Here is a 23,366-nt window from a genome sequence, read left to right as displayed (position 1 = left end):
TTTTAGCCTTATTCAGCGCTAAATATTGCTTTAAATTCATTTAATGCTTTATCTAGTGCTTCTTCAATATCTTTATCAAGTGCTTTTTTGTTACGAATTTGCTCAAAAATATCTGGGTATTTAGCCTCAATATACGGATAGAGCTCAGCTTCAAATTTAGTAACTGCCGATACTGGAATATCATCTAAATATCCATTACTACCTGCAAATATAATAACAACTTGATTTTCAACTGGAAGTGGGCTATATGGTGGTTGTTTTAACACTTCAACCATTCTTTGACCTCTTTCAAGTTGCTTTCTACTGCTCTCATCAAGATCACTTGCAAATTGAGCAAATGCTTGAAGTTCCCTATATTGAGCTAGATCAAGTCTTAGCGTTCCAGAGACTTTTTTGATAGCTTTTATCTGTGCTGCACCGCCAACACGGGATACAGATAGACCAACATTGATAGCTGGGCGGATACCTGAGTTAAATAGATCGCTCTCAAGGAAAATTTGACCATCTGTAATGGAGATAACATTTGTTGGGATATAAGCCGAAACATCGCCTGCTTGAGTTTCGATAATAGGTAAAGCTGTTAAGCTTCCTGCTCCTAGCTTATCACTTAGCTTACTTGCTCTTTCAAGTAGTCTTGAGTGTAGATAAAATACATCTCCTGGATAAGCCTCACGACCTGGTGGGCGGCGAAGGATAAGCGACATCTCACGATAAGCCACAGCGTGTTTGCTTAAATCATCATAGATGATAAGAGCGTGGCGAGAGTTATCACGGAAATACTCTCCCATTGTTACACCTGCATATGGAGCTAGATATTGTAAGGCTGCTGCATCGCTTGCACTTGCATTTACAACAATTGTATAATCCATAGCACCATACTCTTCAAGCTTTTTGACAACTTGTGCTACGGTTGATTGCTTTTGACCGATAGCTACATAAATACATATAACATCTTGACCTTTTTGATTAATGATTGTATCAGTAGCGACTGTAGTTTTACCAGTTTGGCGGTCTCCAATAATAAGCTCCCTTTGACCTCTACCAATTGGCACAAGACCATCAATAGCTTTAATACCTGTTTGTAGCGGCTCATGGACAGATTTTCTAGCCATAATTCCTTTGGCTTTTTCTTCGATAAATCTACTTTCTGTAGCATCGATAGCACCTTTGCCATCTATTGGTTCGCCAAGAGCATTTACAACACGACCAATTAACGCATCACCAACTGGCACTCTAAGAAGTCTAGCAAGTCTCTTTACGCTACTTCCTTCTTTAATATCATTACAACTACCTAAGACAACAACCCCTACACTGCTCTCTTCTAGGTTTAATGCCATACCTTTTTGACCATTTTCAAATTCAACCATCTCGCCAGCCATGACATTCTTAAGACCATAAACATTTGCCACGCCATCTGCGACTGATATAACTTTGCCAGTCTCTTCAATATTAACGCTAAGATCAAAGTTTTCTATGCGTTCTTTGATGATACTGCTAATCTCATCAGCTTTTAACTTAACACTCACGCTTTTACTCCTTATTAAATTGCTTTTAATATATATTCGCTCATTTGAGCCCTTAATCTATCAATTGAAAAACTAACTTCAACACCTAAATCATCAAGCTCAATTTTAATACCATTAAAATCATTTTTAATAGTCTCAAATTCAACCTTCACATCAAACTTATTAGAAAATTTACTCTCTAACTCACTTTTTTGTGCTGGAGTTATATCTATATTTCCAGATATTAAGCCTTTAAATTTAGAATCTCTTATAGCCTTTTGATACTCAAATTCTTTTGAAATTTCTGGTATTAAATGCAATCTATGTTTTTGACTTAAAAGCATTAGAAATCTACCCAATTTGCTATTTGAATTATCATCTATTAAAGATAGTAGAAAATCAGATTTAGACTTTGCATCAATCATAGGAGAGTCTATTATAAAGTTAAATTTAGATATAGAAAATGCAGATGCTAATTTTCTAAATTCCTCACTTGCTTTATCAAATTCATTAGCATCTAAAGTAAGAATCAATGCTTTTACATATTTTTTAGCTACTACTTCTCTCATTAACTCACCTTCTTAATAATAAGATTAACAAGCTCGTTTTGATCAATTTTTATAGCTTCACTTGCAAATAGCTCATCTAAAACTTCGCTCACTACTGCTCTAACAAGCTTTCTCTCTTCAAATTCTTTTTGCTCTTCATAACTCTTTTCTAAAATATGGATCTCATTTTGAGTATCTTTTTCTATCTTAGCAAGCATAATCTCTATCTCTTTTTTGATAGCTTCAGAAAGCTCGCTTGCCATAACTTTAGCATTTTCTACCCTTTTAGCGGCTTCTTCTCTTTTAGCATTTGATGCTTTTAGCTTCTCTTGAATAGCATTTAATCTATTTGCAATAGAGTTAATCCTAGCATTATACGCAGCTTTTATAGGTTTAGCTATCAAGTAATATAGAATAGAAAAGAATATAACAAAGTTAATTACTCTAGGGACAATATCATATTCTCCACTTCCGCTACTAGCACCAAAGGCAAATATCGGAGCTATTAATAATAGAATAAATTTAATATTCATATAAAACTCCTATATTTTTGATAAAGAACCAGCAAGGGCACTTTTTAACTCTGGTATTTTGGTAGTTAAATTTGATTTTAACTCAGCCTTTCTATCAATCAATCCTGCTATAAAGCTATTATAATCAGCTTCTAAGCTCTCTTTTTTGATAGCGATTTTTGTAGCAGCTTTCTCTTTAGCTTCGCTTAAAGCAGCATGCTTTTTGGCTTGTGCTTCTGCCCTAGCGTCATTTAGTATCTTATCTATCTGAGCTTCATAATTTCCAACATCGCTAGCATTTTTACTAACGCTCTCTTCATCATTTTTGATAGATCTATTTCTATCATCAATGAAACCAAGCAATGGCTTGTAGAGAATAGAATTTAGCACAAAGATAAGCCCTAAAAAGATTACTAAAGTAATCAGCAACAACGGCGGATCTATCTGTAGCATCACTTCTCCTTACGTAATTTCATTAAAACTAGTCCGATATTTTACAATATTAAAAAATAAATTCTACTGAATTTTTTGAATTATTTTTATCATATTATCTATTTTTTTACTATCATTTAAATTTAATATCAATTTTTGACCATTTATCTTACATTTTATACCGAAATTTTCTATTAAATCTTTGAGTAAATTTAAATTTTCTACATCTTTTAAATCGCTTTTTATCTTTTTGTTTTGGGTGGTTGTTTTTAGTCGTTTTACTAAATTTTCAGTATCTCTTACGCTTAATTTTTGTCCCATGATAGTATCAGCAACTAGCTTTTGATTATCGCTATTAAGGCCTACCATTATCTTAGCGTGACCTTGAGTGATTTTGCCATCATCTATCAATTTTTTTGTATATTCATCAAGCCCTAAAAGTCTAAGAGTATTTGTAATGTGCGTTCGGCTCTTTTTAACTATAGTTGAAAGTGCCTCTTGAGTAATTTTATAATCATTAATTAGCTCTTGATATGAGTTGGCTAACTCTATTGGGCTTAGATTTTCTCTTTGGATATTCTCAATTAGTGCTAATTCTCTTAAATTTTTATCTGCAATACTAGCTACAATTGCCTTAATCTTGCTAAGTCCAAGTAACTTGCTAGCCCTTAGGCGTCTCTCCCCAGCAATTAGCGTAAAATCATCACCCTTTCTAATAACAATTATAGGCTGTATTAATCCATGTCTTTCAATGCTTTGGCTAAGCTCTTTTAAGGCTTCATCGCTAAAGTTTTTTCTAGGCTGAAATGGATTTGGCTTGATTTTATCAATATCAATCTCAGCTACTAACTCTTTATTTAACTCCTTATTATACGCCTGTTCTACATCACCTAAAATAGAATCTAGTCCCCTACCAAGTGCCATAATCTACCCCATTATAGAGTGAGCTAAATTTTGATAAGCTTGTGAGCCACTTGATTTAATATCATACAAAATCACTGGCTTACCAAAGCTTGGGCTCTCGGCTAATTTGACATTTCTAGGGATAATGACAAACCCATCTTCGCAATTTTCAGCCTTAAATAATTTATTTCTAAAGTGCTTTTTAAGATCAGCCACAGTCTCCTTAGAGAGATTATTTTGCGCGCTATACATTGTAGGCAAAAATCCTTTTATTGTTAGCTTTGGATTTATCGTCTCTTTTATTACTTTTACGGTGTTAAAAATTTGAGCTAAGCCCTCCATAGCGTAGAATTCACACTGAATTGGGATAATAACGCTATCACTTGCAGTAAGTGCATTAATAGTCAAAATCCCAAGAGTTGGCGGGCTATCAATTATTATATAATCATAGCTATCACGGATTGCGGCAAGCTTATTTTTTAATATGGTTTTATAATCTCTATTTTGTTCGCTAAATTCTTGCTCAATCCCTACTAAACCAATATTTGATGGGGCTATGTCAAGCATTTTTAGCTCTGTTTTTAATATTATATCATTGATATTTTTTCTACCTGTTAATACATGGTAGATATTAAACTCATAATCACTTCTTTTAAATCCCAAGCCAGTTGTCGCATTGGCTTGTGGGTCAATATCAAGTAGCAAAACTCTCTTTTCGGCTACAGCCAAAGAAGCCGCCAAATTCACAGCAGTAGTAGTTTTACCTACTCCGCCTTTTTGATTAGCAATGGTTATAATCTCACTCATCTTGCTGAATATACCTTTTTATCATTTATTATTATTGAGCCATCACTTTGTAGCTTGGCCTCACTTAAGCTTACTTGCTTATCATCTAAATGTATGTAAAAACTCTTTGATAACTCAAATTCTACCAAATATTTGCTAAAAATTTGCTTCCATTTTGGCTTGGCACTTAAAAATTTAAAGTATAAATCTATTATATCATCTCTATCAAGTGCTATATCTAGGCAATCTGCGTAGTGTGGAGAGTATTTTAAATTTAAACCTATACCGCATATATAGATACTATTAATCTTAGTAGTGATGATACCTGCTATTTTGCGACTACCAAGGTAAATATCATTTGGCCATTTTAGCCAAAGCTTTGAGCCTCTATCCCTTAGGGCTAAAACTAAAATAAAAGCAAAATATATACTAGCTGATGCAGGCTCTAGATCATCTACAAGCTCACTCTCATCTATAGCAAAACTTAGATATAAATTGCCCTTTGGACTCTCCCAGCTATTTGCCCTACTGCCTATACCTTGGCTTTGTCTATCTGCTACAATAGCATATGGTGGAGATATTTTAAGCGATTTTATCCCATCAATTAAATAAGTTTGAGTAGATTCACACTCACAAAGATACTCTATCTCCAAGACCAATCCTTTTACCATTTAAATAGCTTCTTGCATCCACTGGCTTCTTACTAGCAGCTTGTAAAGTCTTGATAAATATGCTACCGCCATTTACCCCAAGCACAAATCCATCATCATTTAAGCTTAAAATTTCGCCAACTTCACCACTTAAGCTAGAAATTTCCATATCTAAAATCTTAACTCCATCTTTAGTAAAAATTCCTGGCCAACCATAATATGCTAAAAATTTTGCCCAAATCTCACTAGCAGTTTCAACCTCTAAATTTACTAATCCATCATCTTTTTTGATCTTTTTACACTTCGAGCTAAGGGCATTAAACTGGCTAATTGGCTTGATATTATCATACTCATTTAATACTTTAATAGTTAAATTTGCTGCCATATCGCTTAATTTTTCAAACAATTCATATGAGTTCATCTGCCCTATATCAAGAATACTATAGGCCAAAATATCCCCACTATCAAGCCCTATATCCATCTTCATAGCCGTTACGCCACTTAGGCTTTGCCTGTTTAAAATTGCTGATTGTATAGGCGAGGCACCACGATAATCTGGAAGTAAAGAAGCGTGAAGGTTTATACAAGGAGAAATATCTAAAATTTCTTTTGGCAAAATCTGCCCATAAGCTGCTACAACTATAAAATCTGGCTTTAGCGACTCAATATGCTCTTTTACCCCATCATCTCTAAGCGAATTTGGCTGATAAACTACGCTATCAAGCCCTAAATTTATAGCCAATTTTTTCACATCTGGCGGAGTTAAGCTCCCACTTCTACCAACTGGCTTATCTGGTTGAGTATAGATAGCAAGGATATTAAATCTAGCTTTATAAATTTCATTTAAAATTCTACTAGCATAACTTGGGGTTCCCATAAAAACGATATTTTTCATATTTTTGCCTTAAAAATTGTCCCACCAATTTGATTTGAATTTAAAAGAAATTCCCTAGCCACGCTAAGATCAAATCCACTAGCTAAAAACATATCTTTTCCATTTTTCATCAAAAAATCAGCCGCTAAAAGCTTTGTGGTTATCCCACCGGTGCCGTGCTTTGAGCCTGTTTGAGAAATTTTGATTAGCTCTGATTCATCTATATTATTTACAACTTGGCGAATTGTCGCACTCTTATCTATGCTTGGATCGGCTGTATAATATCCATCTATATCGCTTAATATCACCAATAAATCAGCGTCAAAATAATACGCCACCGCACTTGAGAGCCTATCATTATCGCCATAAACTATCTCGCTAATCCCTGTGGAGTCATTCTCATTTATAATTGGTAAAATTTTATTTTCAAGCAAGCCATTGATGACATTTTTGGCGTGATTTGTAATCTTTCTAGAGTCAAAATCCCCAGCAGTAAGCAAAATTTGAGCCGCCATTTTACCATATTTTGATAGCGATTTAGAGTAAATTTCCATTAGGTATGGCTGCCCTAAACTAGACAAAATTTGCTTATTTACAACACTTGTTCTTGGTAGATTAAATTTAGCTTGACCAGCACTAATTGCACCGCTACTAACTAGTATTACCTCAAATTTATCACTCAAATCACTTAGAAACTGGCAAAGATTATCTATCCTATTTTGATTGATTGAGCCCTCATCGCTTAAGACATGGGAGCCTACTTTTATAACCACTCTTTTCATCAATTATTGCCTTAAATTCAAAAATAAATTTCGTGATTATACTATTTTTGGCTTAAAAATTTGGTTAGAGAATAAAAGCAGTAAATACCGCTTTTATACCAAAATATCATATTTTATAATTCTTTACAAAATAAACAATACAAAAATTTACTAAAACAAATTTATCACTACTATTTTTTAGAATAAAATTAACTAAATTTCAAATTAAGCATCTCTAAAAGCCTAAATTTAAGCTCTTTTATATTCTCATTACTCACACTTGAAATTGGCATTACAAAATATGGAAGAGAAATATCGATTTTATAGCCATCTTGCTTAGCCATAAAGCCAAACTCACTCATAAAATCTTGAATTTTCTCATCAATATCGTAGGCCACATCAGCCCTTGTCAAGGCTATGGCGTAGCTTTTTTTAGCTAGAAGTGGTGAGAATTTCTCTATTTCAGCTCTTAGGGTTTCAAACTGCTCTTTGAGTGAGCGATAATTTGCTAAATCTATCATATAAAGCAAAATTTTTGTTCTTTCAATATGCTTTAAAAATTGTATCCCAAGCCCTCTACCATCGCTAGCACCCTCTATAATCCCTGGTATATCAGCCATCACAAATCCATTAAATTCATCAACTTCTACAAGACCTAGCTTTGGAGTAAGGGTGGTAAATTCATAATTTGCTACTTGCGGTTTTGCATTTGATATGGTTGAGATTAGCGTAGATTTGCCTACATTTGGAAATCCTACTAAACCAACATCGGCTATTAGCTTTAGCTCTAAGCGGATATTTCTCATCTGACCTGCAAGTCCTGGCTGAGCCTTTGTCGGAGCTTGATTTACGCTTGTTTTAAAATGAACATTTCCAAGTCCGCCCTTTCCACCTACCAAAAATAGCTCTTTTTGACCTTGCGTTGTTAAATCTAGCAACATCTCGCCACTATCATTATCATAGACAATAGTCCCAGGTGGAACGATTAATTCAAGGCTTTGCCCCTTTTTACCACTCATATTTCTAGGAAGTCCAGGCTGACCGTTTTGAGCTTTTAAAGCCCTTTTGCCCTTATAATTAGCTAGTGTGTGGGTATTATTATCAACTATGAAATATACATCTCCACCATTTCCGCCATCGCCACCATCTGGCCCACCTAATAAAACATGCTTTTCACGGCGAAAACTAGCACATCCAGCACCACCTTTGCCACTACTTACGCTAAAATTTACGCTATCTATAAACATTTGAATATCCCTTTATTTCAAGGTTAATAAGAAGAAAATTAAAAAGAAAAGCCCCAAATTTGGGGCTTAAATTATGCGGCTGGATAGACAGAAACTTTTTTTCTATCTTTATCTTTTCTTTCAAATTTTACAAAGCCATCAACTAATGCAAATATAGTGTGATCTTTACCCATACCTACATTATTGCCTGGATGAGTAGCAGTGCCTCTTTGGCGAATGATGATATTTCCAGCTCTTACGAACTCGCCACCAAATTTTTTAACACCTAAACGACGACCGATACTATCACGGTTATTTTGGGTTGAGCCTTGACCTTTTTTGTGTGCCATACTTTACTCCTTAGGCTTTGATACTTGTAACTTTTACGCGAGTATATTCTCTTCTAAAACCGCGTTTTAATTTTGAGTCTTTTCTTCTGCGTTTTTTATAGATAACAACTTTTTTATCTTTACCTTCGCATACTACTTCTAAAACAACTTTTGCACCACTTACAAACGGCGCACCTACCTTTAAATTGCCATCATTAACTGCTAAAACCTCAGTGATTTCAACAATTGACTTTGCTTCAGCTTCAAAATGATCTAAATTTAGGAAGTCGCCTTCACTAACTTTATACTGTTTTGAGCCGTGTTTGATAATTGCATACATCAAACTATCCTTTATATTTTGGTAAGACCAATAAGCATTCTTAGGCTAAATTTGCTAAAGAAATTTATGGGGCTTATTTGGTTGTAAGGCGTGATTATACTTTAAACTATATAAATTCAAGCTGAAAAATAATTTTAAAATCAAAACCTACTCATTGGTTAATCAAGAAATATTAACTTTATCTAATTTTTTAAATTTTCTATGTTTTACCAATACTAAAATTCCAAATATGCCAAACAAAACCCCTATAACGCTTAATACTCCTTGATATTTTACATAAGCTAATTCATCGTATTTTTCCACACTAAAATCATCATTCACAGTCACACTAAACTCACTCTTATGTTCGCCATGATCACTAAAAGCAGTAAGTTCTATACGATAAATCCCAGATTTTGGTGGTAAAAATGCAAATTTGCCATAAGAATCAGTTTGACCATGAAGTAAGGCTATAGCCGAATCACCTTCATAAATATCTATTTTACCATACGCAACTGGAGTATTTTGAGTAAAATTTGCTGATATTATGATGGCTTTACCATCATTAACAGTATAACTAACACCGTGGGCAAAGCCAAAAATAACACATAGAAATATTAATAATATAAATTTCATTATTTTAACTCAAAGGATATAGAACTTTGTAAAAGCAAGGTATTTGCATTTGGATCATTTAACTCTTGTTCGCTATCTATAGCTGCAATTACATTTAGTCCTTTTTCTTTTATCTCGATTTGAGCTATGCCAAATTTATTCGTAACACTCTTGCTCTTCTCTTTGCCAACTTCAAAACCAATACCCTCTATAGGCTCTCCATTTTTTAATACAAGCACAGGAAGATAATCTCCAATTTTTAATTTAAATGGATTGCTTAAAGCTATAACTTCTAATTTTAACCCAATTGGGGATACTAAATTTTGATTCCATGAAAAATATGTTTTACCTAATTTAACACTCCTAGAAGTTGAAAATACTACGCCTTTTACTGAGTTTTTTCCACCATCTATAAAGTCTCCGCCTTTATCACTTTCCACCCAGTATCCAGCATCAAATGCACTTGCTATTATAGCTGGCTTTGCAGCGGTAAGTACTTCTGGAGTTTTATTTTCTCCAAAATGATAATTAATACCAGTTTTAATCTCTTTTAAGCTCTCATCATATGCTTTAGCATCTATTAGCTGATTTGATTTATATGGAGAGAAATCTCCGTGAGCCCAAAATTTTACTTCAAATTTATTTGTGCCTACATTTTGAGTAACAACCTGATGAGCACAAAGTGTTGTAGCAACGCTCATAACTGTAGCCAAAAATAGTTTTTTATACATGGTAAATTCTCCTAAAATATTAAAGTGATTTTGATTATATCTATAATAAACTTAATTGTTTATATATTAAAAAATTAATTAAATTACAAAATTTTAATAATAAGAGGTAAATTTATATGATTCGCTCCAAAATATGGAGCGAATGAATTATTTATAGCTCTGGTTTTGGAGTAGCTTCTGTGCTTGCTGGGAATTGTGGATAGATAACTTTTGGTTTTTCGCCTGTTAGAGCATTTAAGAAAGTAATAATGCTTTTTGCTTCAGCATCGCTAATTTCTATACCCAATTGGACGCTTCCCATCTCTTTTACAGCCTCTTCAAGCTTCCAAATAGCACCATTGTGGAAGTATGGAGCAGTCTCTGTTACATTTCTTAAAGTAGGAGTTTTAACCATACCATTTGCATCACCTTTAAAGTCGCCAACATTAGCAAATTTATATTTACCAGCTACTTCAAATGCTTGCATAGAGCCACCTAGATTTACGCCAGTATGACAAGTAACACAGCCTTTATCAATGAAAGTTTGTAAGCCTTGTTTTTCAGCTTTATTTAGAGCTTTTAAGTTGCCATTCATAAATTTATCAAATTTAGATGGAGTAAGAAGGGTTCTTTCAAAACTTGCAATCGCATCAGCTATATTATCAAATGTTATACCATCTTTGTATATTTTTTTAAATTCAGCTTGATATTCAGGAAGTGAGCTAATTCTCTCTACGGCTAATTTAGCTGGAGTTGCCATCTCTGGTTCAGCCTCGATAGGACCTTTGGCTTGATCTACTAAAGTCATAGCACGACCATCCCAAAATTGAGTTGTATTTAGCACAGAGTTATAAACTGTTGGGCTATTTAGATGATGCGGATTTATCGTCCATTTGTGGCCTACAGCAGCAGCAATACCATCAGTTCCACCTAGACCTAGGTTGTGGCATGTATTACAGCTGATTATACCGCTTTTTGATAGGCGTGGTTCAAAATATAGCTTTTTACCAAGTTCAGCTTTTGCTTCGCTAAATTTATTTGGCTTTACACCTATCTCTTTTAGCAACTCATCAACTTGTGCTTGTGTAGTTGGAAGCGCTCTTAAACCAGCATCCTTAGCAGCTTTTAAAAGATCAGCATCGCTAGCTGCAAATACAGATGTAGCAACTAATACAGAACCTAAAAGTAATGTACCTTTCATAAAAAACTCCTTACAAAATTTAGTTTGCGATGGGTAATATAGTAATTGAAAGTAAATAAAAAATAAATTTTTTAACTTGATAAAATCACTCATTTACAATTATTTTTATTAAATATAAAATTTACTTATTTTATTTAAGATAATTTTAATCTTTTTTAAATGATAGAATGGGGTTTAAAAGCTATTTAAACGAAAATATGATTAATATAAATAGTTAAATTTATAATAAAATTTTATATAAAAATTCCAAAAAAATTTTAAATAAGTGTTACAAAAAGTAATAAAATTTCACATTATGAAGAGTTAATTCTTAAAAAATTATGCTAAAAATTGTTGATTTTTATTTAAAATTTAACCATATAATTATTATCAATTTTATATAAGGATATATCACAATGAAAAAGATAGCCATAACATCGGTTTTAAGCTCTAGTTTGCTATTTGGTGCTTTAAGCGAGTCTGAAATTTTAGAGATTGTCAAAGGCGGCAATAGCAATTTAAAATACTCTATTGAATCACGCAAAAATCTACCAAATACAAATTACGAAGAGATCAAAATTAAAATGAGCGATGGAAAAAATAGCGTTTATACGGCACTTTATAGCGATGGAGAATATATTTTTCCTGATATTATAGATGTCAAAAATAGGTTTAGTTATCTGGCAAATTTTGAAAACGAACAAAATAAAATCGCTCTAAAAGAGGCTAGTAAATCTCTTGGAAAAGTGATAAAATCACTGCCAAAAGATAGCATTATCACTCTTGGAAATGATAAAGATAAAGAAGTTAAATATCTATTTACCGATCCTGATTGTCCATATTGTCGTCAAGATTTAGAATTAATAGAAAATAAACTTAAAAACTCAAATTTAAAAGTTATTCTAGCACCGGTAGCATCGCATGGGATACCAGCTATTAAAAAATCAATCGCTATCTTAGATGAAGTTAAAGATGCTAAAGATGACGCAAGCAAGATCGCAATATTAAGAAAATACTTCTTGCCTGATGCAAAAGAGCCACAAAATATCAGCGATAAAAGGGTGAGCCAATTTAAATCTCAAGTAGATAAAATTTATGCTACTGGTGCTGTGCGTGGCGTGCCTACGCTAATAGATGAAAAAGATTTAGGGCTATAAATCAAAAATTTATATAAAAGAAAGAAAATGAAAAATCTAGCCATAATTACCGCACGAGGCGGCTCAAAGCGAATTCCACGCAAGAATATTAAGGAATTTATGGGTAAGCCAATGATAGCTTATGCCATAGATGCTTGTATAAAAGCAAATATCTTCGATGAGATTATGGTCTCAACAGATGATGATGAGATAGCAAGTATAGCCAAAAATCTTGGTGCTAAAGTGCCATTTATGAGATCGATTAAAAACTCAGATGATTACGCCACTACAAATGATGTCTTAATAGAGGTGGTTGATAAGTATAGAAGTCTTGGCAAAAATCCAAGCGTGATATGCTGCGTCTATCCTTGTGTGCCATTTTTAAATGGGGATATTTTGCGTGATGCGTATGATAAGTTTATATCTAGCGGTGCTGATGGGCTTACTCCAGTGGTTAAATTTAGCTTTCCTATCCAAAGGGCATTTAAAATTGTAGATGGCTTTTTACGCTATAATGAGCCACAAAATGCTTTAAAAAGAAGTCAGGATTTAGAGCCTATGTATCACGATGCGGGTATGTTTTATTTCCATAAAACTTCAAATATTAATAGCGATAATATCATGCCATACATAATAGATGAATCCCTAGCTCAAGATATTGATACAATGGAGGATTGGAATATGGCACAAATCAAATTTAAGGTTAAAAATGAGTTATAAAATCGGCTTAAAACTTTGGAGTTTAAATGAGAATTATATATCACCAGCCAAAGAGCTATTTGAGCGTGGAGTATATGATTATATCGAGCTTTACGCTGTGCCAAATAGCCTTGATATGATAGCAAAGTGGAAGAGCCTAGCTAGGAATTGTGGGGTTAAATTTGCCATTCACGCTCCGCATTTTAGTAGTGGGCTTGATTTTTCTAATCCTAATAAGCTTAATTATAATTTAAATTTATGCGAAGAGGTCAAGATATATAGTAATGAGCTTGAAGCCCTATATACGATATTTCATCCAGGTATTGGTGGAGAGCTTTTAGAGAGTATAAGGCAGATGAAAATGATAAAAGATCTCAAATTTGCTATAGAAAATAAACCATATATCGTGCCAATGGAGGGTGGAACTGCCTTTTGCGTTGGGGCGGATTTTGATAGTATTAAGCGTATTTTAGATGAAGTTGGGTGTGATTTTTGTCTTGATGCGGGACATGCGCTTTGTAGTGCGAATTTTCAAGGGTTAAATCCATATGATTATATCGCTAAATTAAACGAGCTAAAGCCTAGAATTTATCATATTAGCGATAATGATGTGAAGTCTAAATTTGATGCTCATTTACATTTTGGAGATGGAAATATCGAGCTTGATAGGGTTTTATCTCTTTTGGTTGGTGGGGAGTTTTTAGCCATTGAGACAATCAAAGATAGTAAAGAGAATTTAGATGATTTCATCAAAGATTCAAACTATTTAAAAAATATTATTGCGAATTTTAATGACAAGGCGTTATAGCAATGATACAAAGTAGTATAATTACGATAAATACAATTCTTAAATATATAATATCTCCTTTTATGGAGAAATTATACAAAAGTTTGAATTTGATTTAAAATATCTATTCAAACCATAATGTCGCTCCATCTTTTAAAGTCCATACTCATATGTGTTGCTCTGCTTGTAAAAGGCTCATAAGATTTTAAATACTCCTTGGTTAATTTCATATTATCAAAATTTATTAAAATAATCCGCTCTTTATAATTTTTATTATATTAAAAGTTGCTAGAGATGCGATTAAATAGTGATTTGGTAGCTATTAAGCAATGATATTAAATTTAGAAGTAGTAAATATTTGATAATAATTATTAAATAATTAAAGAAAATTTTTAATATTTTTTATATATCTTATCGCTTAAATCTCCTATTTTTATAATATTAATTTAAAGTTATTTTGAGTATAATTATCAAAAAAATTGGAGATTTAAATGGAATTTTTAAAAGAGTATATAGATCATATAATATTTGCCACGCTTGGGATTATGGCTTTTGTGGCGTGTTGGTGTGTTATTGAGAGAGTTTTGTTTTTGCACAAAGTGCATATAGATGACTATGCAAATCAAACCCAGCTAGATAACGCCCTAAGCTACAATCTTACAACTCTATATATAATCTACTCCAACGCCCCATATGTAGGGCTTTTAGGCACTGTAATTGGAATTATGATTAGCTTTTATGATATGAGTATTTCAGCTACAATTGATGTTAAAAGCGTGGTTTTGGGCTTATCATTAGCACTTAAAGCAACGGCTCTTGGACTATTGGTCGCAATTCCTAGCTTGATAGCTTATAACTACCTTTTACGAGCTGTAAATTTAATATCTAGCAAATATGAAAATAGGATAGAATCTTGATAAAACTACCTAAAAACGAAGGGTTAAATATAATCCCATTTATTGATATTATGCTAGTTGTCTTAGCGATGGTTTTAAGTATCTCAACATTTATCGCAAGTGGCAAAATCAAGGTAGATTTACCAAGTGCAAGCTCAGCCAAACCGCTTGAATCTAAAGATAAAATAACCATTATTATAGATCAAAATGATATATTTTATCTTAATGATAATCAAATTAGCATTGATGAGCTAAATAGCAAAATATCTATAACTCCAAAAGATACTATAGTGGAGCTAAAAAGCGATAAAGAGGCTAAATTTGATAGTTTTGTCAAAATTCTAGATATATTAAAGATAAATAATCACGAAAATTTCTCAATTATCACGGAGAAAATACAATGACTTCTATTTTACAATCTAGCAAAACTCAATCATTTTGCCTTACAACTATGCTATTTATCCCCTTTATTTGGTTTGGATTAAATTTCATAAAGCCCATTACCCCATCTATTAACATAGATAAAAGCATATCCCTAAACCAAATAATCCAAATAGCTGCTAAACCAGCACCCATACCGCAGCCACTAGATAAACTAGAGCCAATCACGCCACCAGCAGAGCCAATCATCAAAAAACCAAGACATAAACCAAAACCAAAAGATAAAATAAAACCAATACCTAAGCTAGAACCAACTAAAATATCAAAGCCACTAGATAAGCCTACAGAGGTAGCGGCTACTTCTAAGCCTGAAAAAATGCAGAGCTTTAATATCTCAAATGCGACAAAAGATCCTATATTAGCAGCGATAAAATCAGCAATTGATAAAGAGCATAGATACCCTAGAATGGCTAAAAAATTAAGGCAACAAGGAGAGGTTTTAGTTAAGTTTATATGGACTAAAGATATGGAGCTAAAAGGGGTTAAAATCATAAAGCCATCACCGCATAAGATACTAAATGAAGCGGCATTAGCGACCATCATGGCCGCATCAAAAAATTTCCCTAAAAATGACAAAACTATAGAAATTCAAATTCCCCTAGTCTATAAAATATCATAAATCCACCTAAATTTCAATCCAAAATAGCCAAATATCATCTAAATTTGGTATTATTTTGGCTTATATATTTATAATTTTGGATTTTTTGGGTAAAATCTATAAAATTAAATTTGGAGTTGATATGAATCCATTTGTCATAGCCGAAATGTCAGCAAACCACTGCGGTGATAAGAATTTAGCCTTTAAAATCATAAAAGCCGCTAAAGATGCAGGTGCCGATGCTATCAAAGTTCAAACCTACACAGCCGATACCATCACGATTAATTCTAAGAATGAGATTTTCATGACTAGAGATGATGAGCTTTGGGCTGGGCAGAGCCTGTATGAGCTATATCAAAAGGCTTATACGCCATGGCAGTGGCAAGCCGAGCTTAAGGCTTATGCTGATGAGATTGGGATTGAGTTTTTTAGCACTCCATTTGATTTTAGTGCTGTTGATTTTTTAGAAAGTATCAATGTAAGTAGGTATAAAATAGCCTCATTTGAAGCGATGGATTATCCGCTTATTCGCTACGCAGCAAAGCATAAAAAGCCTATGATTATCTCAACTGGGGTATCTGAAATTGAAGAAATTTATGAGGCAATTGAAGCTTGTAAAAGTGTCGGAAACAATGATATAACCATTCTTAAATGCACTTCTGATTATCCAGCTAAGATAGAGGATATGAATATTGCCACCATAGCTGATATGGTAGCTAGATTTAGCCCACTTGGCGTTAAAGTCGGTCTAAGTGATCACTCAATGAGCCTAGAGGTGCCAATTTGCGCTGTTGCCCTTGGGGCTAGTGTGATAGAGAAGCACTTCACACTTGATAGAGCCTTAGGCGGTGAAGATAGCGGATTTTCTCTTAATTATGATGAGTTTAGCGCCATGGCAAAAGCAGTCAAAAATGCCTATAAGGCTCTAGGCAAGGTAGATTATAGCTTTGATGAGAAAAATCGCAAATATGCTAGATCGCTTTTTGTAACAAAAGATATTAAAAAAGGGGAAATTTTAACCCCACAAAATATACGCTCCATTCGCCCAGCTCAAGGCTTACACCCTAAATATTATGATGAAGTAATAGGCAAAAGAGCCACAAAAGATCTTAAATTTGCCAAGCCTTTAGAATTTAGCGATTTTGAGTAAAACTATGCAAAAAGTATATATAATAGCTGAAGCAGGGGTAAATCACAATGGCAGTTTAGATATCGCTAAAGCCTTGATAGATGAGGCTTACAGGGCTGGAGCAGATGCGGTGAAATTTCAAACTTTTAAGGCTGAGAATTTAGCTAGTAAAACGGCTTTAAAAGCTAGTTATCAAAAGCAAACTACAAATGCCAACCAAAGTCAATATGATATGCTAAAAGCCCTTGAGCTAAGCTATGATGACCATGTTGAGCTAATCTCACACGCTAAAAGCCTTGGGATTGACTTTTTATCTACGGCTTTTGATATAGACTCAGCTAATATACTCTATGAGCTTGGGATTAAGAGTTTTAAAATTCCAAGTGGGGAGATTACAAATTTACCCCTACTTCGCACCATAGCTAAATTTCAAAAACCGATAATTCTCTCAACTGGTATGGCGACAATGAGCGAAATAAGCGATGCTTTAAGCATTCTTACGCAATATACAAAGCTAGAAAATATCACGATTTTACACGCTAATACGCAGTATCCAACCCCATTTTGTGATGTGAATTTAAAAGCGATGAATAGCATTGGGGCGGAATTTGGGGTTAAATTTGGCTATAGCGATCACACTTTGGGGATTTATGTGCCTATTGGGGCTGTTGCCCTTGGTGCTAGTGTGATAGAGAAGCACTTCACGCTTGATAAAACTCAAAATGGCCCAGATCACAAAGCTAGTTTAGAGCCAAATGAGCTAAAAATGATGGTAGATGGGATTAGAGCTATGGAGGTCTCTTTAGGCGATGGTATCAAGCGTCCAAGCCCAAGCGAGATTGAAAATATCAATATCGTTAGAAAATCCATAGTAGCAAAGCGTGATATTATTAAGGGGGAAATTTTAAATGAGCAAAATATCACCACCAAAAGAAGCCTTCTAATTGGCATAAGTCCGATGAAATGGGATAAAGTCATAGGGCAAATAGCTAAAAAAGATTATAAAAAAGATGAGATAATATGAGAAAAATTTGTGTAATTACAGGCTCTAGGGCTGAGTATGGGCTATTATATTGGCTTATTAGTGAGCTTAGCATTAGTGATAGTCTAAGACTTCAGCTAGTAGTTACAGGTAGCCATCTAAGAAGCGAATATGGCAATACATATTTAGAAATTCAAAATGAGTTTAATATCGATAAAAAAGTAGATATATTAAATTTCTCCAATGACGCTCTTGGCGTGTGTAAATCAATGGGTGAAGCTATTAGCAAAATTGGCAAAGCCTTAAGTGATCTTAGCCCTGATATTGTGGTTGTTTTAGGTGATAGATATGAGATATTTTGTGCTGCGGCGGCTGCTTTGGTGCTTGGAATTCCTATAGCTCATATTCATGGTGGTGAGCTAAGTGTTGGAGCGATAGATGAGGCGTTTAGACATAGCATTACTAAGATGGCAAATATCCATTTTACCGCAGCCAAAGAGTATGCTAAAAGGGTGGCTCAGCTAGGAGAGGATCCTAAATTTATATTTAATGTCGGTGGAATGGGGATTGAAAATATCAAAAGATTAAAGCTTTTAAGCAAAAGAAAATTTCAAGACTCAATCAAATTTAAATTAAATAAGAAAAATATCTTAGTTACATACCATCCACTCACTACAAAAAAAGATAGTCAAGATGACTTTAAAGAGATTTTAAAAGCCCTAAGTGAGCTAAAGGATACAAATATCATCTTTACTAAAGCCAATAGCGATGCTGGTGGAATGGCTATAAATAAAATGATAGATGAGTATGTCAAATCCCACCCAAACTCCATCGCCTTTGCCTCTTTGGGTAGCTTAAGGTATTTAAGTGCTTTAAAATATGTAGATATAATCTTAGGCAATAGCTCAAGCGGTCTTTTAGAAGCCCCAAGTTTAGGCGTGGCAACTATAAATGTAGGCTCTAGGCAAGATGGTAGATTAAAGGCTTTAAGCGTGATCGATACTAAGCCTATAAAATCTCAAATTTTAAAAGCGATAAAACTAGCCTACACTTCAAAATTTCAAAAAATAGTCCAAAAAAAGCAAAATCCATATGGCAACTCCAAACCTAGCAAAGCGATAATAAAAGTGCTAAAAAATATAAATTTAAAAGATATAAGAGTGAAAAAATTCAAGGATATAATATGAAAAATTGGGGGGGGGTATTGCCCTATGAGCAAAAAGGGTATATTATGGATATAAACTCTATAAAACTAAGCCCAAATAGCACGATCAAAGAGGCATTAAAGATAATAAACAATGGTGCTTTACAAATGGCTTTGGTCGTAGATGAAAATGGAGCGCTCCTAGGCACGATAAGCGATGGAGATATCAGGCGTGGACTACTAAATTCAATGGAGCTTACTAGTAGCATTGAGAGCCTATACTACCGCACGCCGATCATCTCAAATTCCCCCATAATCCCAGCTTCTATCCTAACAAAAGCAAAAGCCAAAAATATCCGCTACATACCAATTATAGATCAAAATGGCATAGCAATAGCGATCAAAAATATCTATGAATCAAACAAAACAAAGTCAAATCAAGTGGTATTGATGGCGGGCGGGCTTGGTATGAGACTTCGCCCACTTACTAGCAAAATCCCAAAGCCAATGCTCCATGTAGGGCCAAAGCCCATTTTACAAACCATAATCGAAAGCTTTACTTCTTATGGATACCTAAATTTTACAATATGTGTTAATTACCGCTCAGAGATTATCAAAGAGTATTTTGGTAATGGCGATAAATTTGGGATAAATATCCGCTATATTCACGAGAGTAAGCGACTAGGCACGGCTGGGGCGTTAAGCCTCATTGATGGGTTAGAAGATGAGTTTTTTGTGATGAATGCTGACTTGCTAACTAATGCTGATTTTAGCAAACTTCACGACTATCACAATGCCCATAAATCCATGGCTACAATGTGCGTAAGAGAGTATGAGATGCAAGTGCCTTATGGGGTTGTAAATTTAGATGATAACACCATCAAATCAATCACAGAAAAGCCAAAATCCAAATTTCACATAGCAGCTGGAATCTATATGCTAAATCCGCAAATTCTAAATTTAATAGACAAAAATAGCTATCTTGATATGCCTGATCTCTTTAACCAATTAGCCGCCAAAGGCTACAAGCCAAAGGCCTATCCAATTAGCGAAAAGTGGCTAGATATCGGTAGAATCGAAGAGTATAACACCGCAAATGAAATTTACAATGAGTTTTTCTCATGAGAGCACTCATCATCTCCATGGGCTCAATCGGCCGTAGGCACTATGAAGTCTTAAATCAAATGGGCTTCAAAGCTGACGCCGTATCATCGCAAAATTTAGAAAATATTAAAATTTATAAAGATCTAAATCAAGTGGATTTAAACTCTTATGACTACTTCATCATCGCTTCTGCGACGCATTTACACTATGAGCATTTAAGCTACATTGATTCAAAAGTGCGTGGCAAAATCATACTTTGCGAGAAACCATTATTTGATAAATTCCAAAATTTTAACCCAAATAATCAAATTTTAATCGGTTATAATCTTAGATTTCACCCTTTAATATTAAAACTTAAAGATATGTTAAAAAATCAAAAAATTCTATCTATCGAAGCTCGTTGCGGCCAATACCTGCCAACTTGGCGTAAAATGGATTACACCAAATCATATAGCGCTGATAAAGAGCGTGGTGGTGGGGTTTTATTAGATCTTAGTCATGAGATTGACTATATAAGTTTTTTATCTGATACAAGCCTAAAACTCATCAAAGCTATCCAAGCCAAAATATCAAATTTAAATATCACAAGCGATGATATATCGATGATTTTAGCCTACTGCGATAGAGCCTTGGTCAATATCTCTTTAAATTATCTAAGCAAAACTCCATATCGCCAAATTTTAATTGAGACAGATGATAATACTTTTGAACTAAATCTTATAACAAACCAGCTTAAAATCAGTGATAAATTTAATTCAACTACCACAATAAATGAGCCAAATTTAGATAGAAATTCGCTATTTACCTCTATGCACGCCGATGCTTTGGGCGAGCAAAAATATATATGTAAATTGAGTGAAGCCCTAAATACAATGAGATTAATAGATCAAATTCAAAAGGAAAATATATGAGTAAAATACTATGTACCATCTGTGCTAGAGGTGGTAGCAAAGGGGTTAAAAACAAAAATATCCGCCAAATTGCTGGTCTTCCGCTAATTGCTCACACGATAAATCAAGCTAAGGAGTGTGGGCTGTTTGAGCATATTGTAATTAGCACCGATAACGATGAGATAGCTAGTGTGGCTATAAAATATGGTGGCGAAGTCTTTTTCAAGCGAGAATCAAGCCTAGCTAGCGATAGCGCCGGCAAGATCCCTGCTATCCGTGATGCTCTCATTAGATCCCAAGAGCATTATGGGTGCGAATTTACTTATATAATAGACCTTGATGCCACTTCGCCACTTCGATTAGCTAGTGATATCAATAGAGCTTTTAAGCAGTTTATAGATGATGATAATGATATCCTAATCACAGCCGCACCTAGTCGCCGTAGCCCATACTTTAACCTAATAGAGAGGCAAATTGATGGCGCAATAAATTTAAGCAAACCGCTCCCAAATGCGATTTTACGCAGACAAGACGCACCACAAACCTATGATATGAACGCATCAATTTATATATGGAAATCTCAAATTCTATTAACAACCGATACTCTATTTATACCAAAAACTGGCCTATATATAATGCCACAAAATCGCAGCATTGATATAGATGATGAGCTAGATTTTATGATTGTAGAGCAAATTTTAAGGAGTCAAAATGCTTAAAGATAAAGTAGTAGTAATAATAGGTGGCTCAGGACTAATCGGCAAGGCCTTTGTAAGCGCCACTATCCAAAATCACGCCACAACAATCAACGCCGATATATCCAAACCAAATTTAGAACAAAAATGCCATTTCATAAGCACAGATATCACAAGCCAAAACTCACTAGATAATCTAATAGAACAAACTAGCCAAAAATATGGCAAAATCGATGCTATAGTCAATGCTGCCTATCCTAGGACAAAGAGCTTTTCAAACCACTTTTTTGATGTGGATTATGAGGATTTTTGTCTAAATACAAATTTGCAGCTTGGTGGGGCGTTTTTGGTGATGCAAAGATTTGCTAAATACTTCAAAACTCAAGGATATGGCAACATAATCACACTCTCATCCATCCAAGGCGTGGTCGCTCCTAAATTCCAAACCTACAAAGGCACGCAAATGAGCTCACCAGTAGCTTATAGCGCTATCAAAGCGGGCGTAATCCACCTAAGTCGCTACCTAGCCAAATACCTAAAAGGGGCTAATATCAGAGTCAATTGTATAAGCCCGGGCGGAATTTTGGATAATCAAAATGAGATATTCTTAAACCAATATAAAGAAGTTTGCCTAAATAAAGGAATGCTAGATCCTAGCGATATTTGCGGGGCTTTGATATTTTTGCTTAGTGATTATAGCGAGTTTATCAATGGGCAAAATATCATAGTTGATGATGGATTTTGCTTATAAAGCTTAAATTAGTTATAATTAAACAAATTTTTAAAGGAGAAAAATGGATAATTCATTATCAGCATACATTACAAAATATGATACGCAGGGCTACGGGCTAGAGTTTCCTGATGGACATGTTATTAGATTTTATGAGAGAATTTTAAATTTCGCTCTTCATAAAACTAGTGGAAATTTACTAGATTTTGGTTGTGGAAATGGAATTCACTCCAAATATTTCGCTAAACGATCAGGGGGGGGTATAAGGCCATTTGGCATAGATATTGTGCCAAGCTTAAAGCAAATTTGGCATAACGACCCGCTAATTTGCCAAGAGGATTTTCACATCATCGAGCCTAATAGCTCATTTTCTCATCTATTTAGTCAAAAAATGGATTTTATATTTGCTAATCAAAGCTTATATTATCTTACTAAAAATGATTTTAATACCACTTTAAAAGAGCTTTATGATCTTTGTAATGATGGGGCTATAATCTTTGCAACTATGATGGCTAGTGAATGCTATGATATGTATCAAAAATCCACCCCACTACCAAATGGCTTAACCCATATCCAAGGCACCCCCACAGGTAGAATGAGCGAGAACTCATATATTAAATTTACTAAGGATATAGAGCAGTTAAAAGATGATTTTAAGCTATTTGAGCCACTTTATTGGGGAGATTACACACCAATTAATCTATACAATTTTGAAGGTAGCTCACGACATTTTATATTTATCGGTAAAAAATAATCCAATAGCCCTAGGCTAATATTCTATATCG

The 23,366-nt window shown here is 34.1% G+C and carries 29 protein-coding genes; 14 read left to right on the top strand and 15 right to left on the bottom strand.

Going from position 1 to position 23,366, the window contains the following annotated elements:
* Positions 1-8: 8 nt before the first annotated feature.
* From atpA to CSUIS19073_RS04615, 15 genes are all read right to left on the bottom strand, one after another.
* Complete coding sequence (gene atpA / locus CSUIS19073_RS04685) at positions 9-1,526, bottom strand: F0F1 ATP synthase subunit alpha (protein WP_086237894.1); 1,518 nt, start codon at positions 1,524-1,526, stop codon at positions 9-11.
* A gap of 14 nt (positions 1,527-1,540) precedes the next feature.
* Complete coding sequence (locus CSUIS19073_RS04680; protein WP_086237893.1) at positions 1,541-2,074, bottom strand: F0F1 ATP synthase subunit delta; 534 nt, start codon at positions 2,072-2,074, stop codon at positions 1,541-1,543.
* On the bottom strand, positions 2,074-2,586 hold the full coding sequence (locus CSUIS19073_RS04675) for a F0F1 ATP synthase subunit B (protein WP_086237892.1): 513 nt from the start codon (positions 2,584-2,586) through the stop codon (positions 2,074-2,076). The genes CSUIS19073_RS04680 and CSUIS19073_RS04675 overlap by 1 nt, the downstream gene beginning before the upstream one ends.
* A 9-nt stretch (positions 2,587-2,595) precedes the next feature.
* On the bottom strand, positions 2,596-3,018 hold the full coding sequence (locus CSUIS19073_RS04670; protein ID WP_086237891.1) for a FoF1 ATP synthase subunit B': 423 nt from the start codon (positions 3,016-3,018) through the stop codon (positions 2,596-2,598).
* A 63-nt stretch (positions 3,019-3,081) separates the two neighbouring features.
* Positions 3,082-3,921: a ParB/RepB/Spo0J family partition protein gene (locus CSUIS19073_RS04665; protein ID WP_086237890.1), complete on the bottom strand. Its 840-nt coding sequence runs from the start codon at positions 3,919-3,921 to the stop codon at positions 3,082-3,084.
* A 3-nt stretch (positions 3,922-3,924) separates the two neighbouring features.
* Positions 3,925-4,707: a ParA family protein gene (locus CSUIS19073_RS04660; RefSeq protein ID WP_086237889.1), complete on the bottom strand. Its 783-nt coding sequence runs from the start codon at positions 4,705-4,707 to the stop codon at positions 3,925-3,927.
* Complete coding sequence (locus CSUIS19073_RS04655) at positions 4,704-5,357, bottom strand: biotin--[acetyl-CoA-carboxylase] ligase (protein WP_236845304.1); 654 nt, start codon at positions 5,355-5,357, stop codon at positions 4,704-4,706. Before CSUIS19073_RS04655 ends, CSUIS19073_RS04660 begins: the two co-directional genes overlap by 4 nt.
* Positions 5,317-6,231, bottom strand: coding sequence for a methionyl-tRNA formyltransferase (gene fmt, locus CSUIS19073_RS04650; protein ID WP_086237887.1), 915 nt, complete (start codon positions 6,229-6,231; stop codon positions 5,317-5,319). The genes CSUIS19073_RS04655 and fmt overlap by 41 nt, the downstream gene beginning before the upstream one ends.
* Complete coding sequence (gene proB / locus CSUIS19073_RS04645) at positions 6,228-6,992, bottom strand: glutamate 5-kinase (protein WP_086242547.1); 765 nt, start codon at positions 6,990-6,992, stop codon at positions 6,228-6,230. Before proB ends, fmt begins: the two co-directional genes overlap by 4 nt.
* 188 nt (positions 6,993-7,180) lie before the next feature.
* Positions 7,181-8,218 (bottom strand): GTPase ObgE, encoded by a 1,038-nt coding sequence (gene obgE / locus CSUIS19073_RS04640; protein WP_086242546.1) that lies wholly within the window; start codon positions 8,216-8,218, stop codon positions 7,181-7,183.
* Positions 8,219-8,289: 71 nt separating this feature from the next.
* Entirely contained in the window at positions 8,290-8,547 is a 258-nt protein-coding gene (gene rpmA / locus CSUIS19073_RS04635) for a 50S ribosomal protein L27 (protein WP_038455086.1), read from the bottom strand.
* A 10-nt stretch (positions 8,548-8,557) separates the two neighbouring features.
* The gene (gene rplU / locus CSUIS19073_RS04630; RefSeq protein WP_086237883.1) at positions 8,558-8,866 is read right to left on the bottom strand and encodes a 50S ribosomal protein L21; all 309 of its coding nucleotides are present in this window, start codon (positions 8,864-8,866) and stop codon (positions 8,558-8,560) included.
* 162 nt (positions 8,867-9,028) lie between these two features.
* Entirely contained in the window at positions 9,029-9,481 is a 453-nt protein-coding gene (locus tag CSUIS19073_RS04625; protein ID WP_086237882.1) for a hypothetical protein, read from the bottom strand.
* Positions 9,481-10,191: a DUF4198 domain-containing protein gene (locus CSUIS19073_RS04620; RefSeq protein WP_086237881.1), complete on the bottom strand. Its 711-nt coding sequence runs from the start codon at positions 10,189-10,191 to the stop codon at positions 9,481-9,483. Before CSUIS19073_RS04620 ends, CSUIS19073_RS04625 begins: the two co-directional genes overlap by 1 nt.
* 151 nt (positions 10,192-10,342) lie before the next feature.
* Positions 10,343-11,371, bottom strand: coding sequence for a cytochrome-c peroxidase (locus CSUIS19073_RS04615; protein ID WP_086237880.1), 1,029 nt, complete (start codon positions 11,369-11,371; stop codon positions 10,343-10,345).
* Between the two features lie 395 nt (positions 11,372-11,766).
* Here CSUIS19073_RS04615 and CSUIS19073_RS04610 point away from each other — a divergent pair, with 395 nt between their 5' ends.
* From CSUIS19073_RS04610 to CSUIS19073_RS04545, 14 genes are all read left to right on the top strand, one after another.
* A complete protein-coding gene (locus tag CSUIS19073_RS04610) occupies positions 11,767-12,507 on the top strand; it encodes a thiol peroxidase (protein WP_086237879.1) in 741 nt (246 codons plus the stop codon).
* A gap of 27 nt (positions 12,508-12,534) precedes the next feature.
* Positions 12,535-13,206 (top strand): pseudaminic acid cytidylyltransferase, encoded by a 672-nt coding sequence (gene pseF / locus CSUIS19073_RS04605; RefSeq protein ID WP_086237878.1) that lies wholly within the window; start codon positions 12,535-12,537, stop codon positions 13,204-13,206.
* Positions 13,196-13,993, top strand: coding sequence for a sugar phosphate isomerase/epimerase family protein (locus CSUIS19073_RS04600; protein ID WP_086242545.1), 798 nt, complete (start codon positions 13,196-13,198; stop codon positions 13,991-13,993). Before pseF ends, CSUIS19073_RS04600 begins: the two co-directional genes overlap by 11 nt.
* Before the next feature lie 470 nt (positions 13,994-14,463).
* Complete coding sequence (exbB, locus tag CSUIS19073_RS04595; RefSeq protein ID WP_086242544.1) at positions 14,464-14,889, top strand: TonB-system energizer ExbB; 426 nt, start codon at positions 14,464-14,466, stop codon at positions 14,887-14,889.
* Positions 14,886-15,272 carry a TonB system transport protein ExbD gene (gene exbD / locus CSUIS19073_RS04590; RefSeq protein ID WP_086237875.1) on the top strand — a complete coding sequence of 129 codons (387 nt, stop codon included), beginning with the start codon at positions 14,886-14,888 and terminating at the stop codon, positions 15,270-15,272. The genes exbB and exbD overlap by 4 nt, the downstream gene beginning before the upstream one ends.
* On the top strand, positions 15,269-15,928 hold the full coding sequence (locus CSUIS19073_RS04585; protein WP_086237874.1) for an energy transducer TonB: 660 nt from the start codon (positions 15,269-15,271) through the stop codon (positions 15,926-15,928). The genes exbD and CSUIS19073_RS04585 overlap by 4 nt, the downstream gene beginning before the upstream one ends.
* 121 nt (positions 15,929-16,049) lie before the next feature.
* On the top strand, positions 16,050-17,057 hold the full coding sequence (gene pseI, locus CSUIS19073_RS04580) for a pseudaminic acid synthase (RefSeq protein WP_086237948.1): 1,008 nt from the start codon (positions 16,050-16,052) through the stop codon (positions 17,055-17,057).
* Between the two features lie 4 nt (positions 17,058-17,061).
* Positions 17,062-18,060, top strand: coding sequence for an N-acetylneuraminate synthase (neuB, locus tag CSUIS19073_RS04575; RefSeq protein ID WP_086237947.1), 999 nt, complete (start codon positions 17,062-17,064; stop codon positions 18,058-18,060).
* On the top strand, positions 18,057-19,205 hold the full coding sequence (neuC, locus tag CSUIS19073_RS04570; RefSeq protein WP_086237873.1) for a UDP-N-acetylglucosamine 2-epimerase: 1,149 nt from the start codon (positions 18,057-18,059) through the stop codon (positions 19,203-19,205). Before neuB ends, neuC begins: the two co-directional genes overlap by 4 nt.
* Positions 19,202-20,287, top strand: coding sequence for a nucleotidyltransferase family protein (locus CSUIS19073_RS04565; RefSeq protein ID WP_236845303.1), 1,086 nt, complete (start codon positions 19,202-19,204; stop codon positions 20,285-20,287). Before neuC ends, CSUIS19073_RS04565 begins: the two co-directional genes overlap by 4 nt.
* Positions 20,284-21,177, top strand: coding sequence for a Gfo/Idh/MocA family protein (locus CSUIS19073_RS04560; protein WP_086242543.1), 894 nt, complete (start codon positions 20,284-20,286; stop codon positions 21,175-21,177). The genes CSUIS19073_RS04565 and CSUIS19073_RS04560 overlap by 4 nt, the downstream gene beginning before the upstream one ends.
* Positions 21,174-21,875, top strand: a complete 702-nt coding sequence (locus CSUIS19073_RS04555; RefSeq protein WP_086242542.1) for an acylneuraminate cytidylyltransferase family protein — start codon at positions 21,174-21,176, stop codon at positions 21,873-21,875. Before CSUIS19073_RS04560 ends, CSUIS19073_RS04555 begins: the two co-directional genes overlap by 4 nt.
* Positions 21,868-22,602 (top strand): oxidoreductase, encoded by a 735-nt coding sequence (locus CSUIS19073_RS04550; protein WP_086242541.1) that lies wholly within the window; start codon positions 21,868-21,870, stop codon positions 22,600-22,602. Before CSUIS19073_RS04555 ends, CSUIS19073_RS04550 begins: the two co-directional genes overlap by 8 nt.
* Positions 22,603-22,645: 43 nt before the next feature.
* Positions 22,646-23,335: a class I SAM-dependent methyltransferase gene (locus CSUIS19073_RS04545; RefSeq protein ID WP_086242540.1), complete on the top strand. Its 690-nt coding sequence runs from the start codon at positions 22,646-22,648 to the stop codon at positions 23,333-23,335.
* Positions 23,336-23,366 lie beyond the last annotated feature (31 nt).

The organism is Campylobacter sp. RM19073 (assembly GCF_024723495.1).
GTDB lineage: Bacteria > Campylobacterota > Campylobacteria > Campylobacterales > Campylobacteraceae > Campylobacter > Campylobacter porcelli.
This window is presented reverse-complemented; position numbering and strand designations above follow the sequence as displayed.

Coding starts and splice junctions, on each gene's coding strand:
- pseF (WP_086237878.1), top strand. CDS start 12,535: ATGAAAAATCTAGCCATAATTACCGCACGAGGCGGCTCAAAGCGAATT.
- CSUIS19073_RS04550 (WP_086242541.1), top strand. CDS start 21,868: ATGCTTAAAGATAAAGTAGTAGTAATAATAGGTGGCTCAGGACTAATC.
- CSUIS19073_RS04655 (WP_236845304.1), bottom strand. CDS start 5,357: ATGGTAAAAGGATTGGTCTTGGAGATAGAGTATCTTTGTGAGTGTGAA.
- CSUIS19073_RS04660 (WP_086237889.1), bottom strand. CDS start 4,707: ATGAGTGAGATTATAACCATTGCTAATCAAAAAGGCGGAGTAGGTAAA.
- rpmA (WP_038455086.1), bottom strand. CDS start 8,547: ATGGCACACAAAAAAGGTCAAGGCTCAACCCAAAATAACCGTGATAGT.
- neuC (WP_086237873.1), top strand. CDS start 18,057: ATGAGAAAAATTTGTGTAATTACAGGCTCTAGGGCTGAGTATGGGCTA.
- fmt (WP_086237887.1), bottom strand. CDS start 6,231: ATGAAAAATATCGTTTTTATGGGAACCCCAAGTTATGCTAGTAGAATT.
- rplU (WP_086237883.1), bottom strand. CDS start 8,866: ATGTATGCAATTATCAAACACGGCTCAAAACAGTATAAAGTTAGTGAA.
- CSUIS19073_RS04675 (WP_086237892.1), bottom strand. CDS start 2,586: ATGAATATTAAATTTATTCTATTATTAATAGCTCCGATATTTGCCTTT.
- CSUIS19073_RS04545 (WP_086242540.1), top strand. CDS start 22,646: ATGGATAATTCATTATCAGCATACATTACAAAATATGATACGCAGGGC.
- CSUIS19073_RS04565 (WP_236845303.1), top strand. CDS start 19,202: ATGAAAAATTGGGGGGGGGTATTGCCCTATGAGCAAAAAGGGTATATT.
- neuB (WP_086237947.1), top strand. CDS start 17,062: ATGCAAAAAGTATATATAATAGCTGAAGCAGGGGTAAATCACAATGGC.
- CSUIS19073_RS04610 (WP_086237879.1), top strand. CDS start 11,767: ATGAAAAAGATAGCCATAACATCGGTTTTAAGCTCTAGTTTGCTATTT.
- CSUIS19073_RS04615 (WP_086237880.1), bottom strand. CDS start 11,371: ATGAAAGGTACATTACTTTTAGGTTCTGTATTAGTTGCTACATCTGTA.
- exbB (WP_086242544.1), top strand. CDS start 14,464: ATGGAATTTTTAAAAGAGTATATAGATCATATAATATTTGCCACGCTT.
- CSUIS19073_RS04560 (WP_086242543.1), top strand. CDS start 20,284: ATGAGAGCACTCATCATCTCCATGGGCTCAATCGGCCGTAGGCACTAT.
- CSUIS19073_RS04680 (WP_086237893.1), bottom strand. CDS start 2,074: ATGAGAGAAGTAGTAGCTAAAAAATATGTAAAAGCATTGATTCTTACT.
- pseI (WP_086237948.1), top strand. CDS start 16,050: ATGAATCCATTTGTCATAGCCGAAATGTCAGCAAACCACTGCGGTGAT.
- CSUIS19073_RS04585 (WP_086237874.1), top strand. CDS start 15,269: ATGACTTCTATTTTACAATCTAGCAAAACTCAATCATTTTGCCTTACA.
- CSUIS19073_RS04600 (WP_086242545.1), top strand. CDS start 13,196: ATGAGTTATAAAATCGGCTTAAAACTTTGGAGTTTAAATGAGAATTAT.
- CSUIS19073_RS04620 (WP_086237881.1), bottom strand. CDS start 10,191: ATGTATAAAAAACTATTTTTGGCTACAGTTATGAGCGTTGCTACAACA.
- CSUIS19073_RS04670 (WP_086237891.1), bottom strand. CDS start 3,018: ATGCTACAGATAGATCCGCCGTTGTTGCTGATTACTTTAGTAATCTTT.
- CSUIS19073_RS04625 (WP_086237882.1), bottom strand. CDS start 9,481: ATGAAATTTATATTATTAATATTTCTATGTGTTATTTTTGGCTTTGCC.
- obgE (WP_086242546.1), bottom strand. CDS start 8,218: ATGTTTATAGATAGCGTAAATTTTAGCGTAAGTAGTGGCAAAGGTGGT.
- CSUIS19073_RS04555 (WP_086242542.1), top strand. CDS start 21,174: ATGAGTAAAATACTATGTACCATCTGTGCTAGAGGTGGTAGCAAAGGG.
- proB (WP_086242547.1), bottom strand. CDS start 6,992: ATGAAAAGAGTGGTTATAAAAGTAGGCTCCCATGTCTTAAGCGATGAG.
- CSUIS19073_RS04665 (WP_086237890.1), bottom strand. CDS start 3,921: ATGGCACTTGGTAGGGGACTAGATTCTATTTTAGGTGATGTAGAACAG.